The sequence below is a fragment of the Aestuariibaculum sediminum genome (genome assembly GCF_014596945.1).
Classification (GTDB): Bacteria; Bacteroidota; Bacteroidia; order Flavobacteriales; family Flavobacteriaceae; genus Aestuariibaculum; species Aestuariibaculum sediminum.
Genome location: NZ_JACVXB010000002.1, coordinates 96,420 through 112,572, shown reverse-complemented (window position 1 = coordinate 112,572; position 16,153 = coordinate 96,420). Strand labels below are relative to the sequence as shown.

Below are 16,153 nucleotides of genomic sequence, written 5' to 3'. Positions count from 1 at the left end.
AATCAAATAAACTTGTATTTCATGTAAAACGCATCCTGTACATACCTGCTTTGAACAAAGAATAATCTTACATTATAACTAATAGTGTTCCTTTTTCAATTTCATTTTTCAAGTATAATCACATGTTTATTTTTTTCACGTGTGCGACAAAAACAGGATGCTACAGGATACTATTTTTAAACCTAAAAAATATCTTTACTACGCAACTAAACAAACATTTCAAATTAATGTCTAAACATTTTAAGGTCTTATTGCTTTTTGTTTTCGTGATATTTTATTCCTGCAGTAAACAGGTGAGTAAAATAAAATTTTCATCAATAAAAATAGAGGCTCCATTTAACATGCCTGCTATTAAAATTCCTGATTTTACCGCCTGTAAAAAATTCAATATCACGGTTTTTGGTGCTAAAGAAGGAAACATAAATTTAACTACAAAAGCTATTTCCGATGCCATTAATGAAGCTAACAAAAACAATGGAGGTATTGTGGTTATTCCTAAAGGCGAATGGTTAACCAAAGCCATTCATTTAAAAAGTAATGTCAACTTGCATCTAAATAAAGGCGCTATTTTACTATTTTCAGAAGCCCCTAAAGATTACCTACCTGCTGTTCATTCTACATGGGAAGGTATGGAATGTTATAATTATTCGCCTTTAGTTTATGCTTATAATTGCGAGAATATTGCCATTACTGGAGAGGGCCTTATGAAATCAAAAATGGATGTTTGGGAAACCTGGTTTCCTCGTCCAAAACCCCACATGAATAGTTTAAAACGGCTTTACAACCTCGCCTCATATAACAAACCTGTTGAAGAACGACAAATGGTAAATGATACTGCTCATTTTCGTCCGCAGTTTATACAGTTTAATCGCAGTAAACACATTTTATTAGAAGGTATTTCTATTGAAAATAGTCCGTTTTGGACCATTCACCCCTATTTATCAAAAGATGTAGTAATCAGGAATTTAAACGTTTATGCTCACGGACATAATAATGATGGCGTAGACCCTGAAATGAGTGAAAATGTATTAATTGAAAATTGTGTTTTCGATCAAGGTGATGATGCTATTGCCATAAAATCCGGTCGAAATCAAGATGCTTGGCGACTTAACACACCTTCAAAAAATATTGTAATGCGTAATTGCATAATGAAAAACGGGCATCAATTGGTTGCTATTGGGAGTGAACTTTCGGGTGGAATAGAAAATGTTTATGTAGAAAACTGTACTGTTGAAAACAGAGCTAAAATGTATCATTTAGTCTTTATTAAAACCAATGAGCGTCGGGGTGGATATGTAAAGAATATTTTTGTTGAAAATATTAAAGCTGGTAACATTGCCAACGGCGTATTAGGCATAGAAACCGATGTACTTTACCAATGGCGCGATTTAGTACCAACAATTGAACGTAAACTTACACCAATCGAAAACATACACCTTACAAATATCAAAACAACAAAAACACAATATATATCTAATATTGAAGGACAAAAAGAACTTCCTGTTAAAGATATTTTTTTAAAACAAGTAATTGTGGATACTCTAACAAAAGAAAAACATATTCATTCTAATGTTTTAAATTTTAAAGACTATTAAATATAATTTATGAAATGTTCATCCATCATATTAGTAAGTATACTTTTACTTCATTGTTCTTGCAAGACAAATTCTTCGGAGAAAGATTTGGTAGAACAAAGCTTAATTAATATTCCTATAATGAAAACAGGAAAAACCAGTTCTCTAACCAAAATATGGATAGATTCTATAACTGGTCATAAAGTTGAAAAAATTGTCAATAGGTCAGGTTCGAACAGAAGTTTCTATTTTCATAATAACCCTTTTTTAAAATCTGCAGATGGTCAAGACGATTTAATGGTTTTTTCGGGAGATACCCCAACAGGCAATCAATATTTTACAGTTAATCTGGCTACGAAAGAGGTTCAGCAAATCACAAATAAAAAAGGCAATAAACGAGGGGAAATTGTAGGATCTAAAACCAGAAAGATATTCTACATGATAAAAGACAGTGTATTTTCAACTCATATAGACACGCATAAAACAGAATTCATCTACAAATTCAATGATGATGTTATAGGCTCGGTTACCACCTTAAATGCTGATGAAACTCTATTAGCTGGTGCATTAATTACTAAAGAAGAGCAAGAGATTTTTAAAAAGAACCCAAAAAAATCAAGTTATTTCGATAAAATTTATGATGCTAAACTAAAACGTAGCTTAATTACCATCAATATAAAAACAAAAGAATTCTCTAGTATTTACTCTGAAAACGCTTGGCTTAATCATATACAGTTTTCCCCTGATCATACAGATTTACTTATGTATTGTCATGAAGGACCCTGGCATAAAGTAGATCGTATCTGGAATATTAACATAAAAACCAAAGACACTACTTTAATCCATAAAAGAACAGTACATCGTGAAATTGCGGGACATGAATTTTTTAGTCCTGACGGAAAAACCATTTGGTTCGATTTACAAATACCTCGTAGCGTAACTTTTTATTTGGCAGGAAAAAATTTAGATTCTGGTGAAGAAACACGCTACGCATTAAAACGCGACGAGTGGTCCATTCATTATAATATTTCACCCGACCAAAAATCTTTTGCCGGAGATGGTGGCGACCCTGGACAAGTGGCGCGCGCTAAAGACGGTATGTGGCTATATCATTTTACTCCCAAGGGAGATAGTTTGGTTTCTGAAAAGCTTGTTAATATGAAACATCATGATTACGATTTAGAGCCAAACGTACATTTTTCACCTAACGGGAAACAAATTATATTTAGAGCTAACTTTGAGGGAAATTCACAAATTTACGCTGTAGATATCGCCAAAGCATCAAAAATCAATTAATTCGATATTTTAATAATTTCAATGAAAATTCAACATACATATTCGCTTGTTATTGTCATTTGCCTAACGCTTTTTAACTGTAAGCAGCCAAATACAAATCCTTGGCCAGAACAAACCAAAACAACAAAACCATGGACACGCTGGTGGTGGATGGGAAGTGCTGTTGATAAACCTAACATTAAATCGCATTTAATAGCTTTTGAAAAAGCAGGATTAGGTGGTGTAGAAATCACGCCTATTTATGGTGTTAAAGGTGAAGAAGAAAATTTTATAGATTTCCTATCGCCAAAATACATGGATATCTTAGATTATACCATTCGTATCGCCGATAGTTTACAAATAGGTGTCGATATGGTTTTAGGAACAGGCTGGCCTTATGGCGGACCGCAAGTCACTCCCGAGTATGCTGCAACGCAATTACTTATTGAAAAATATCACGTAAAAAAAGGCGCAACGATAAACAAAACCATAGAACCGAAGGATAAAAAACAGCATGGTTTAGCTAAACTATTACATGTTATCGCCTTCGATAATACAGGAAATGCACTAGAAATTACCGATAAACTCGACAACAAAAACCTATTAAACTGGCAAGTTCAAGATTCCGATTACACTATTTATGCTGTATTCAGCGGAAAAACACGCCAGCAGGTTAAACGTGCTGCGCCGGGCGGTAAAGGATATACCTTAGACCACTACTCTACCGAGGCTTTAAACGAGTATGTTGCCCCTTTTAATGAAGCTTTAAAAGGTTTCGATGGAAAAATTCGTGCTATTTTTAACGACAGTTACGAGGTTTACGGTACCACATTTACACCTCAATTCTTTGATGAATTTAAAACGCGTCGTGGTTACGACTTATTACCACATTTACAACAATTGCTAGACACTACCGATAACGAAATTAGCACCCGTATTAAAAGTGATTACAGAGAAACCTTATCGGATTTATTGTTGAATAAATTCGATATTCCGTGGACATACTGGGCAAATTCTAAACAATTTAAAACCAAACTACAAGCGCACGGTTCTCCTGGAAACCTTATTGATTTATACGCTTCTGCCGATATTCCAGAGTGTGAAACATTTGGTTCGATGCCTTACGATATTCCAGGGTTTCGCAGAGAACTTGAAGATATTCGCGAAGGCGATGCCGATCCTGTAATGCTAAAATTTTCGTCGTCGGCAGCACATATTGCCGGGAAACCTTTAACATCCTCAGAAACCTTTACATGGCTTCGCGACCACTTTAAAACAGCTTTATCACAATGTAAACCAGAGGTTGAAGATTTAATGCTTAACGGCATTAACCACGTATTTTTACACGGTTCTACCTACTCCCCTCAAAGAGCGGGTTGGCCAGGATGGAAATTCTATGCTTCAGTTAACTTTAATCCGAATAACACCATTTGGGAAGATGTGCCATCGTTATTTTCATATATTTCCAATTGTCAATCCATGCTTCAATCGGGGCAACCAGATAACGAAACATTACTCTATTGGCCCATTTATGATACCTGGGGTAAAAACTTAAAAAACTCATTATTCTTTCAGTTTAAAATTCACTCTTTAGACGAATGGCTGCACGATACACCATTTTACAACACCTGCAAAACCTTAATGGATAAAGGCATTAACACCGATTTTATTTCAGATAAATTTATTGAAAAAGCTTCTGTTGAAAATGGTTTTATTGTTTTACCTGGCGGAACTTATAAATCGTTAGTGGTTCCAGATTCTGAATTTATGCCGCTTAAAACCTTGAAAAAATTACTTAAATTAAAACAAGCTGGAGGGCATATCATCTTTGAAGGATTACCAGAATCGGTTCCTGGCTTTAACGATTACGAAAGTCAAAATAAAGAATTAGCAGATTTAATTTCAAACAATGAAAACTTATTCGAAACAACATCAGATTTATTCGGCGATTTAAAAGCTGCCAATATAAATTCTGAAACTTTAGTTAAAACCGGTTTAAAATACATTAGAAGAGATGTAAATGGTGAAAAAATATACTATTTGGTAAATCATACATCGAACACGATTGATGGTTTTATTCCTATTACAGCAAAGAACAAAGAAGTGATTATTTTAGATCCGTTAACGCGCAAGGTTGGAAATGCTTTGGTTAAAAAAGAAGAAAATCAGACTTTGGTAAAACTTCAAATTGAACCTGGAAAATCGCTCTTTCTTAAAACCGAAAATAAAAAATCGCAAAAGGATTGGCTGTATTTTAACGCTTCCGCAGAAGCGATACCAATAACAGGAACCTGGACAATCAATTTTCAAAAAGGCGGCCCAAAACTTCCTGATTCTGCAAAAATTAACACTTTAAAATCATGGACTAATTTAAATACTGAAGCCGAAGCGTTTTCGGGGACAGCAACTTATACGATTCAATTTGAAGCTCCTGAAATAGAAGCCGACAATTGGAAACTCAACCTAGGCGATGTTCGTGAAAGTGCGAAGGTTTGGTTAAATGGCACGTATGTTGAAGATGTCTGGTCGGCACCTTTCAATATTCAATTAGGCAAATTGAAAAAAGGGACTAACGAATTAAAAATACAAGTCACCAATTTGCCTGCTAATAGAATACGTGCTAAAGAATTACGAGGCGAAGAATGGAAAATATTTTTCGAAATTAATATGGTGAATAAAGATTATCAAAAATTCGACGCCACACTATGGAACCCGATGCCTTCCGGATTATTAGGTCCTGTAACGTTAACACCACTAAAACAAACAATAAAATAATTCAATTTTAATATGAAATGAGCCATAACAATTAAGTTGGTACCAACCGAAAAGTTTAATGGCGAATTACATCTGACTAATTAAAAACAAATAAAAATAAACTGATGAAAAATAAAATATGGGCTTCCTTTTTCACGCTTTTTATCGCTAGTTTAAGCTTCGCCCAGCAACCATTTAACAGAGCGGAAATTTTACAAAACATGCAACTTGCTAACGGTTATTTTATGGAAAAATGGCCCGATGTTGGTAAAACCATCATCACTAATAAAGAACGTCCCAGTAACATCTGGACTCGTGGTGTGTATTACGAAGGTTTAATGGCTTTATACGACATTTATCCTGAAGAAAGCTATTATAAATACGCCTACGATTGGGCCGAATTTCATAACTGGGGTTTTAGAAACGGGAATGCCAACCGCAATGCCGACGATTATTGTGCGGCGCAAACCTATATTGATTTATACAATTTAGAACCCGATTCTAAAAAACTTAGAAACACAAAAGCTTGCATTAATATGTTGTTGAACACGCCTCAATTAGATGATTGGTCGTGGATTGACGCGATTCAAATGGGCATGCCTGTATTTGCTAAATTGGGCGTTTTAGAAAACGATACGCGCTATTTCGAAAAAATGTATGACATGTATATGTTTACCAGAGATAAACATGGCGATAACGGACTTTTTAATCCTAAAGATGGACTTTGGTGGCGCGATGCCGATTTTGATCCGCCGTACACCGAGCCTAATGGAGAAGATTGTTACTGGAGTCGGGGTAATGGTTGGGTTATTGGCGCATTAGCTAAAGTGTTATCTATCATTCCAGAAGATGCACCACACAGAGAACAATACATTAAAGATTTAAAAGCTATGGCCGAAGCGCTTGTCCCAATTCAGCGAAACGATGGGTTTTGGAATGCAAGTTTGCACGACCCTTCGCATTTTGGCGGCAAAGAAACGTCTGGTACTGCCCTATTTATCTACGGCATGGCTTATGGCGTGAACAACGGCATTTTAGACAAAGACAAATTTCTTCCTGTAATACAAAAAGGTTGGCATGCTATAACTACCGAAGCTTTAAACGATAACGGTTTTTTAGGTTATTTACAATCTACTGGAAAAGAGCCTAAAGACGGTATGCCTCTATCGTACACTAAAGTTCCCGATTTTGAAGATTATGGTTTAGGGTGTTTCCTTTTAGCTGGAGCCGAAATTTATAGAATAGAATAAAATTTCCTGTTAGATGATCTTGAAATTTGAATTTATAAAAAAACACATAAGTTTATCAATATTACTTTTAAACTTAATAGGTTTCGCACAATTCAACAAAATTAAAAATGACCAGTTCTGGAGTTCTATAGATGAAAAGCCAATTTATAGCCAAGGTGGGGGCATTTTTAAATTTCCAAACCCCAACACAGGTGAAGAAACCTACTATTGGTATGGTGTGCATTATAAAGAAGCCGAATTGTATAGAAACAATCCTGACGAAACATATGAAAGAAATAATTTTGTTTCAGTTACCTGCTACAGTTCCAAAGATTTAGTAAACTGGAACTTTGAAAACAATGTATTGGAAAGAAAGGAGATCGAACAAAATGGTCGTACAGGTTGGTTAGGGCGTATGGGCGTGGCTTATGTCCCAGAAAAAAAGCAATATGCCTTATTTATTCAACATAACAATAGTGTACTTATCGCTTTGTCTCATTCGCCTACTGGACAATTTAAAAAACATAATCGTCTTGATATGACTGAAATGATTGGCACGCCAAACACTGGCGACCAAACCATTTTCACCGATTACGATACAGGGAAATCTTATCTGGTATATTCCTACGGAAGAGGTCGTAATAAAATATACATTTCAGAAATTGGTGTAAAAAATGGCAAAGTAGATTTACTCGATTGCAATCAAATTTATAAGGGTAAAGGTCGCGAGGGAAATTGCATGTTTAAATACAACAACAAATATTACGTTTTTGCTTCAAATCTTTACGGCTGGGATTCGTCATATGCCTATTATTTAGTTTCCGATAACATAAAAGGACCTTATTTACCTCATAATGAAATGCTTATTACTCCTGGATGTATGGACGATTTTGCTCATATTACACAAACAGGTTTTTTTATTAATATAAAGGGTAATAAAAAAGAAACGGTTATGTATTGTGGCGATCGCTGGGCTGAATTCGCAGGAAATGGCCTCGGCTACAATCAATGGACACCTTTGTCTTTTGAAGGTGAAACACCAATTTTTAATTCTCTAAATTCTTGGCATCTTAATGAAACAACGGGCGAATGGCAAGTAGCAGAAGACAACAATTATGTAAAAAACCCAAGTTTCGAAGCCGACCGAAGAGCTATTCCTTCACCTGTCAAACCCATTCAGGAACATATTACAGGATGGGTAACTAAAGTCTATCAAGGAAATGTAATACTTGTTGGAGATTCTGATTCCCCACAACTAAATTATTTCAATAGTCAGGAGGATCGCAAATATGTTATTGGTGAAAAAAGTTTGAACATAGAAGATAAAATTCCTTTTAAAAGAAAGATTTATCAAATTATTGAATCTACACCTTATGTAAATTTACCTAATGCACTGTTTAATTTGAAAGCTAAAATAAAGCATAAAGGAAATTTTAATACGCTTAACATATATGCAGAAAGTGCAGGTATAAAAAAAGAACTTGCTGTTAATAGCTCATCCGAAAATTGGACTGAAATAGTCTTAAAAAATATCCCTGTAAAAAATGGTAAAATTGAAATCGGTTTTTATGCCGATGGTGAAGCAAATGCAAGTTGCCAGATAGATGATGTAACTTTAATAAAATCTGAATAATTAATGAATTTTTGTCTCCGAACAATTTTAACAATATGCTTTTGCCTGTTAATTCTAACAAAAGGTTTTTCTATTTCTGATAGAATAAACTCATTAATAACTTTTGAAGTTTATACCGCCAAACATAAGAGTACTATTGTTTACGACAAAGAGGGAACTCCATTAGATTCTATTTCGGCTCATTTATTAGCAGAAGATATTTTTAAAGTTACCAACTACAAACCTGAAATTATTACAAACCTGAAACAGGCAAAAGGAAACGTAATCATTATCGGGAATATTAATTCTAAACTTATAAATGCATTTATTAAGTCTTCTGAAATACCTTCAGATTTTAAAAATCAATGGGAAAGCTATCTATATAAAACCATTGCTAAACCCAGCAAAAGCATAAAAAAGGCATTTATTATTGCAGGAACAACCCCCAGAGGAACCGCTTATGGGGTTTTTAATATTTCAAAAGAAATTGGTGTAAACCCATGGTATTGGTGGGCCGATGTGCCTGTAAAATCTCGTAAAGAATTAATACTTGACCAATCCGATTCTATAAGCAAGGCTCCATCGGTAAAATTCAGGGGCATTTTTTTAAACGACGAAGATTGGGGCTTACAACCTTGGGCGTCTAAAACTTTAGAACCCGAAACGGGCGATATTGGTCCCAAAACATACGCCAAGATTTTCGAATTATTACTAAGACTCAACGCCAACACCATTTGGCCCGCCATGCACCCGAGCACTAAAGCTTTTTTTCATTATCCAGGAAATGCTAAAATGGCCGAAATGTACAATATTGTTATTGGCTCTTCGCATGCCGAACCTATGTTAAGAAATAATGTTGACGAATGGGATAAAAAGACACTCGGCGATTTCAATTATAAAACCAATAAAAATGCTGTTTTCAATTATTGGGAAAATCGTGTTAAAGAAGCTAAAAACATCGATGCCATCTATACCATGGGTATGCGTGGTGTTCACGATAGTGGTATGGAAGGCGTTAAAAGCAAAGATGAGGCTGTCGCTTTGTTAGACGGTATTTTAAAAGACCAAAGACAATTGCTAAAAACCTACATTAACGAAGACCCAACTAAAATACCACAAGCCTTCACAGTTTATAAAGAAGTTTTAGATTTATATAAAAACGGACTCGAAGTTCCTGATGATATTACGTTGGTTTGGACCGACGATAATTACGGCTATATTCGATCTTTAAGTAACCCTGAAGAGCAAAAACGCTCTGGTGGTGGCGGTGTTTATTATCATGCCTCCTATTGGGGGCGTCCGCACGATTATTTGTGGCTAAGCACCACAAGCCCATGTTTAGTTTGGGAAGAAATGATAAAAGCTTATACATTGAATAACAAAACTATCTGGATTTTAAATGTTGGCGATATTAAACCTGCCGAATATAACACGCAACTATTTTTAGATATGGCTTACAATGCTTCAAAATTTGAAACCATTGAAGCCGTAAATAAACATCAAGAGGACTTTTTTACTGATATTTTTGGTGAAAAATACGGAAAAACGATTGCTAACATAAAAGCAAAATATTACCAATTAGCATTCGAACGTAAACCCGAATTTATGGGTTGGAGTCAAACTGAGCCAACAACTCCCATTTATCAAACAGCTTATAATTCGCTTGGATATGGCGATGAAATTTCCAAACGAATTTCAGCGTATAAAACTATTGAAAATAAAACCCAGAAAATAGCTCAAAATTTACCCAAAAATTTAAAAAGCTCTTTTTTTCAATTGGTAGCATACCCTGTTGAAGCCGCCTCGAATATGAACAAAAAGTTTCTGTATCGCGATTTGGCTTTAACCTACGCCAAACAAAACAGAATAAGTGCCAAAAAACATAAAGACTCTTCAAATTTGGCTTATCAAAATATTATCACTTTAACAGAAAAATATAATGCGCTTTCTAACGGAAAATGGCAGGGTATCATGCACATGAAACCTAGAAATTTACCAGTATATCAAAATCCTGAAATTACACTTTCTGAAAATAGTTCAAAAGATATTTTAGGAATTGCTGTTGAAGATACTTTAAGGAATATTCAAGGTATTAGCAAACTGCCAACATTTTATGAAAACGATTTTAAGTCATATTTTATTGATGTATTTCTGAAATCGGAAAATGAAACTTCCTGGAAACTTACAAATCTTCCCAAATGGTTGAATTTTTCAAAAACCAACGGCATTTTAAATCCTAAAAACACTCCTGAAACACGCATTTATGTTTCAATCGATTGGAAATTATGGAATCAGTCTCGTAAACCACTTTCAGAAATCATCACTTTAGAATCAGGTGATTTCAAAGAAGACATTGAAATTCAAATTTCAGAAAACTATTCAAATTTACCTAAAAACAGCATCATCGAAAAAAACGGATTAGCAGTTTGGTATGCCCATAGTTTTAGTAAAAACGAAGAAAAAAATAAAGCATTTTGGCAAATTTTAAACGGTTTAGGGCATTCGCAACACCCATTACAAGCTTCACCTGTAGCTTCTGAATCATTTTCAGAATTTAAAAATACACCTGTTTTAGAATACGATATTTATGCCGAAACTATAAATCCTGAAGCGCATTTAAACATCGTAGCACTCCCAACGCACCCACTAACCACCAGCGGACAAGTGCGTATTGGCGTACAATGGAACGACTCCCCGATAAAAATTATAGATTTTAAAACCGAAGGTAGAAGCAGCACCTGGAAACAAAACGTTTTAAGTAATACAGCAAAAAAACAAATGCAAATAGCTATCGATAAAACAGGGAAACAAACCTTGAAAATCTATATGATTGATGCTGGAGTTGTATTAGATTACTTCATTTTGAATACCAAATCCCAACTGGAACCTTACAGTTTACCTGCTGAAACTAAAATTTATTCCCATGAAAATTAAACTCATATTTTCACTTATATTAGGCTGTTGTTCTTCTTTATTTTCGCAAGAATTTCAAAGAACGAAATATAATTTTAATTCCGATTGGAAATTGAAAACAGGTGATTTCGAGCAGGCTTTTCAAATAAATTATAACGACAAAAACTGGAAACAGGTTACATTACCTTATGCTTACAATCAACGGGAGGCTTTTTTAAAAGATATTGAAGATTTAACCACCGGTATTGTTTGGTACAGAAAACAGTTTAAACTCCCTAAAAACGCAAAAGATAAAAAGGTTTTTATTGAATTTGAAGGCATTCGCCAGGGTGGCACGATTTACGTGAACGGACAAAAGGTGGGTATGCATGAAAATGGTGTAATGGCTTTCGGGTTTGATATTTCAGACTACGTAAAACCTTATCCGAATAATAATGTAATTGCATTACACATCGATAACGATTGGCATTATCGCGAAACGGCAACCAATGCTACTTATCGATGGAATAACATAAATTTTAATGCCAATTACGGTGGCATTCCTAAAAATGTATATCTGCATATTTCAGATAAATTATTTCAAACACTTCCACTCTACTCCAACCTGAAAACCACAGGAGTATATGTGTATGCAAAAGACATCGACATTAAAAATAAATCGGCTAATATTTACGTAGAATCTCAAATTAAAAACGAATTTGAAACCGAAAAACAAGCCGAATTGTATGTTGAAATTTTTAATATTGAAAATGAAAAAGTAGCCCATTTTTCTTCGGAAGTATGCACTATAAAACCCAATGAAACCAAAACTTTAAAAACTCACAACATTCTAAACGATTTAAATTTCTGGAGTTGGGGTTATGGTTATTTATACACGGTAAAAAGTTATTTAAAAATAAACGGAAAACTTAACGATGAAGTGATTACCAAAACCGGATTTAGAAAAACGGCGTTTAAAAACGGAGAAGTTGTTTTAAACGACCGCGTCATTCAAATTAAAGGTTATGCGCAACGCACTAGTAACGAATGGCCTGCCATAGGTATGTCTGTTCCCGCATGGCTAAGCGATTTTAGCAACCGCATGATTGTTGAAGGCAACGGTAATTTAGTGCGCTGGATGCACGTTACCCCTTGGAAACAAGATATAGAATCCTGCGATCGTGTGGGACTTATGCAAGCCATGCCTGCCGGCGACGCCGAAAAAGATTCGCAAGGCGACCATTGGAAACAACGGGTAAACCTCATGCGAGATGCCATAATTTACAATAGAAACAACCCAAGTATTATTTTTTATGAATGTGGTAACGAAGTGATAAGTGAAGCCCATATGCACGAAATGAAAAGTCTGCGTAACACCTTCGATCCTTTTGGAGGTCGCGCCATAGGCTCTCGCGAAATGCTCGATAGCCGAGAAGCCGAATACGGTGGCGAAATGCTATATATAAACAAAAGTGCTGGCAAACCGCTTTGGGCTACCGAATACTCCAGAGACGAAGGCCTACGAAAATACTGGGATGAATATAGTCCGCCATACCATAAAGAAGGCGTCGGCCCTTTATATAGAGGCAAACCCGCCAACGATTATAACCATAACCAAGATGCGCACACCATTGAAAACGTAACCCGCTGGTACGATTATTATCGCGAACGTCCAGGTACAGGGCATCGTATAAGCTCTGGAGGGGTAAATATTGTATTTTCAGATACCAATACACATCATCGTGGTGAATCGAATTATAGAACTAGCGGCGAAGTAGATCCCATGCGTATTCCTAAAGATGGTTATTTCGCTCATCAGGTAATGTGGGATGGTTGGGTAGATATTGAAAACCCTCGAACGCATATTTTAGGGCATTGGAATTATAATGACACCATTACAAAACCAATTTACGTGGTGTCATCAGCCAAAAAAGTAGAACTTTTTATTAAAGGAAAATCTAAAGGATTTGGAAAACGAAGCAAGGCCTTTCTATTTACATTTGATAATATAAAATTTCACAAAGGCAGCATAAAAGCAATAGGTTATAATGCAAATAATAAAATTATTAGTTCAGATGAAAAAGCAACAGCAGGACAACCTCATGCCATTAAACTAACGGCTTTAACAAATCCCTCGGGTTTCAAAGCCAATGCTGCCGATGTGGCTTTAGTTAATGTTGAAGTTGTTGATAAAAACGGGCAACGTAGTCCCATAGATAACAGCTTAATAAACTTTAAAATAACTGGTGATGCTATTTGGTTAGGTGGTATTGCCCAAGGTCCAGATAATTATATTCTTTCAAAAAAGCTTCCTGTTGAAAATGGCGTAAACCGAGTGATGATTCGATCAGGTTTTAAACCCGACAAAATTAAAGTTGAGGCTACTTCTAACGGAATAAAATCTGCAAAAATAACTTTAGAAACCATTTCAGTTGAAACATTTAACGGGCTTTCAGAATTACTTCCTAATGCCTATTTAAAATCCTACTTAGAGCGTGGACCTACCCCCGAAACACCCTCATATACTATTAAAAGACATCCCATATTCATTAGGCATGCCGAAGCCGAATCGAATTCAGAACAAGTGTACTATAGTTATGACGATAATGAACTAACTGAGTGGCGTAACGACGGTAAAATAAGCACAGGAAAAATAACATATACCCTAGCCAAACCTTCCATAGTTAATGCATGTGTGGCCAAGTTTACAGGATGGCGTTCTAAAAGTTATCCAATTCGTATATTAGCCGATAACAAACTTGTTTTCGAAGGTAAAACAGAACAAAGCTTAGGGTATATAACCCTACCATTAAAGCCTGTTTTAGCCAAGCAAATAACTATAGAACTTATAGGAGTAAATACCGAAAACGATGCCTTTAATGAAATAGTTGAAGTAGACCCGAATAAAGAACTGGATTTATATAAAGATAAAGAAGCCGCTAATAGAAAAGGTGACTTACGAATAGTTGAAATTGAATTTTATGAAAAAATTAATGACTAAAATTAATCATTTACTCACGTTACTATTGATTACAGCAACTCTAAATAGCTTTGCTCAGCACGATGAAATTCCACTTTGGGACAACATACCAGGAGCCGTCAAAAATGAAAATTACAATGAAGAGTTCAGATTAGATTCCAAAGGAAATCCGAACGCTATTCGCCAAGTAAAAACTCCAACACTAAAACCTTTTTTAGTTAAAAATAGTAGTGATAATAACCCGGCTGTTGTGGTTTGTCCTGGTGGTGGTTATGCCGTTTTATCGCATATTAAAGAAGGGGATCAAATTGCCGAATGGTTAAACAGTTTAGGAATTTCGGCGTTTGTTTTAAAATATCGGTTGCCAAGTGATGCTATAATGGAAAATAAAACCATTGGGCCACTTCAAGATGCTCAAGAAGCCATTCGCACTTTAAGACGTCATGCCAAAGATTGGCATCTTGATCCTGAAAAAATAGGCATTATAGGGTTTTCTGCTGGTGGACATTTAGCTTCTACAGCCTCTACACATTATAATGACGATGTTTATAATACTGAAAACATAAGTGCCCGTCCAGATTTTTCCATGTTAATCTATCCTGTTATTTCTATGGAAAATGGCATTACGCACAACGGATCTAAAGTAAATCTTTTAGGAAAAAACCCTACGGAGGCATTAATTGAAAAATATTCCAACGAAAAGCAAGTTAATGAAAATACACCGCCTACAATTTTAATTCATTCCACCGACGACCATGCGGTGCCTGTTGAAAATAGCATTAATTACTACATGGCTCTAAAAGCAAATAAGGTACCTGCGGAAATGCATATTTATGAAGATGGTGGTCATGGCTTTGGGCTTGGACGAAGTGGAACGCATACACAATGGCCTGAAGCTTGCGAAAATTGGCTTCGAGCAAACAACATTATTTCTGAAAAACCTATTTATATGTTTTCTTATTTTAAAGGTAACGGTGAAGATGGTTTACACTTGGCTTACAGTATCGATGGATTCAAATGGATTGCTTTAAAAAACGACAAATCTTTTTTAACCCCTGAAGTTGGTAAAGATAAATTAATGCGAGATCCTTGTATTATTAAAGGTGGCGATGGGCGTTACCATATGGTTTGGACGGTTAGCTGGACCGATAAAGGTATAGGATATGCTTCTTCAAAAGATTTAATTCATTGGTCTGAACAACAATTTATTCCTGTTATGGAACACGAAAAAGGTACAAGAAACACATGGGCTCCTGAAATTACCTTTAACGAGAAAACAGGTGAATACATTATTTACTGGGCAAGTACCGTTATTGGTAAATTCCCAGAAACACAAACTAATGAAGATAAAGGGTACAACCACAGAATGTATTATACCAAAACTAAAGACTTTGAAACATTTACACCTACGAAACTGTTTTACGAACCTGGTTTTAACGTTATAGACGCTACTATTCAGAAAGTTAATAAAGATAACTATGTGATGTTTTTAAAAGATGAAACAAAAAAACCAGTCCAAAAAAATCTAAAAGTGGCTTTTAGCAATAATTTAGAAGGGCCTTATTCCGAAGCCAGCGAACCCATTACGGGAAACTATTGGGCTGAAGGACCTACAGCTATTAAAGTAAACGGAAAATGGATGGTGTATTTCGATAAATACACCGACCATAAATATGGTGCAGTTCAGTCATCAGACTTAAAAAGCTGGAAAGATATATCAGATAAAATTGAATTTCCGAAAGGTACAAGACACGGTACTATTTTTACAATCTCTCAAAAAGAATTTGAAAAATTAAAAGAACAATAACCCAAACCACAATGTTATAAGCAGGTATGC

Annotated in this window: 8 protein-coding genes; all 8 read left to right on the top strand. The window is 35.3% G+C overall.

What is annotated here, in order from left to right:
• Nucleotides 1-293: 293 nt before the first annotated feature.
• The 8 genes from ICJ83_RS05415 to ICJ83_RS05380 all read left to right on the top strand — a co-directional run bounded on the left by ICJ83_RS05415 (nucleotide 294) and on the right by ICJ83_RS05380 (nucleotide 16,123).
• Nucleotides 294-1,595 (top strand): glycoside hydrolase family 28 protein, encoded by a 1,302-nt coding sequence (locus tag ICJ83_RS05415; protein ID WP_317173262.1) that lies wholly within the window; start codon nucleotides 294-296, stop codon nucleotides 1,593-1,595.
• A 120-nt stretch (nucleotides 1,596-1,715) separates the two neighbouring features.
• Entirely contained in the window at nucleotides 1,716-2,870 is a 1,155-nt protein-coding gene (locus tag ICJ83_RS05410; protein WP_223154607.1) for an oligogalacturonate lyase family protein, read from the top strand.
• 21 nt (nucleotides 2,871-2,891) lie between these two features.
• Complete coding sequence (locus ICJ83_RS05405) at nucleotides 2,892-5,624, top strand: glycosyl hydrolase (protein WP_188229357.1); 2,733 nt, start codon at nucleotides 2,892-2,894, stop codon at nucleotides 5,622-5,624.
• A 104-nt stretch (nucleotides 5,625-5,728) separates the two neighbouring features.
• A complete protein-coding gene (locus ICJ83_RS05400; protein WP_188229356.1) occupies nucleotides 5,729-6,853 on the top strand; it encodes a glycoside hydrolase family 88/105 protein in 1,125 nt (374 codons plus the stop codon).
• 13 nt (nucleotides 6,854-6,866) lie between these two features.
• On the top strand, nucleotides 6,867-8,465 hold the full coding sequence (locus tag ICJ83_RS05395) for a family 43 glycosylhydrolase (RefSeq protein ID WP_188229355.1): 1,599 nt from the start codon (nucleotides 6,867-6,869) through the stop codon (nucleotides 8,463-8,465).
• A gap of 3 nt (nucleotides 8,466-8,468) precedes the next feature.
• Nucleotides 8,469-11,378, top strand: a complete 2,910-nt coding sequence (locus ICJ83_RS05390) for a glycosyl hydrolase 115 family protein (protein WP_188229354.1) — start codon at nucleotides 8,469-8,471, stop codon at nucleotides 11,376-11,378.
• Nucleotides 11,368-14,337, top strand: a complete 2,970-nt coding sequence (locus tag ICJ83_RS05385) for a glycoside hydrolase family 2 protein (RefSeq protein WP_188229353.1) — start codon at nucleotides 11,368-11,370, stop codon at nucleotides 14,335-14,337. The genes ICJ83_RS05390 and ICJ83_RS05385 overlap by 11 nt, the downstream gene beginning before the upstream one ends.
• Nucleotides 14,318-16,123: a prolyl oligopeptidase family serine peptidase gene (locus tag ICJ83_RS05380; protein WP_188229352.1), complete on the top strand. Its 1,806-nt coding sequence runs from the start codon at nucleotides 14,318-14,320 to the stop codon at nucleotides 16,121-16,123. The genes ICJ83_RS05385 and ICJ83_RS05380 overlap by 20 nt, the downstream gene beginning before the upstream one ends.
• The last annotated feature ends 30 nt before the right edge of the window (nucleotides 16,124-16,153 follow it).

Excerpts from the sequence above, each read along its gene's own strand:
- ICJ83_RS05390 (WP_188229354.1), top strand. The coding sequence starts at position 8,469 with ATGAATTTTTGTCTCCGAACAATTTTAACAATATGCTTTTGCCTGTTA.
- ICJ83_RS05385 (WP_188229353.1), top strand. The coding sequence starts at position 11,368 with ATGAAAATTAAACTCATATTTTCACTTATATTAGGCTGTTGTTCTTCT.
- ICJ83_RS05405 (WP_188229357.1), top strand. The coding sequence starts at position 2,892 with ATGAAAATTCAACATACATATTCGCTTGTTATTGTCATTTGCCTAACG.
- ICJ83_RS05395 (WP_188229355.1), top strand. The coding sequence starts at position 6,867 with ATGATCTTGAAATTTGAATTTATAAAAAAACACATAAGTTTATCAATA.
- ICJ83_RS05380 (WP_188229352.1), top strand. The coding sequence starts at position 14,318 with ATGAAAAAATTAATGACTAAAATTAATCATTTACTCACGTTACTATTG.
- ICJ83_RS05400 (WP_188229356.1), top strand. The coding sequence starts at position 5,729 with ATGAAAAATAAAATATGGGCTTCCTTTTTCACGCTTTTTATCGCTAGT.
- ICJ83_RS05410 (WP_223154607.1), top strand. The coding sequence starts at position 1,716 with ATGAAAACAGGAAAAACCAGTTCTCTAACCAAAATATGGATAGATTCT.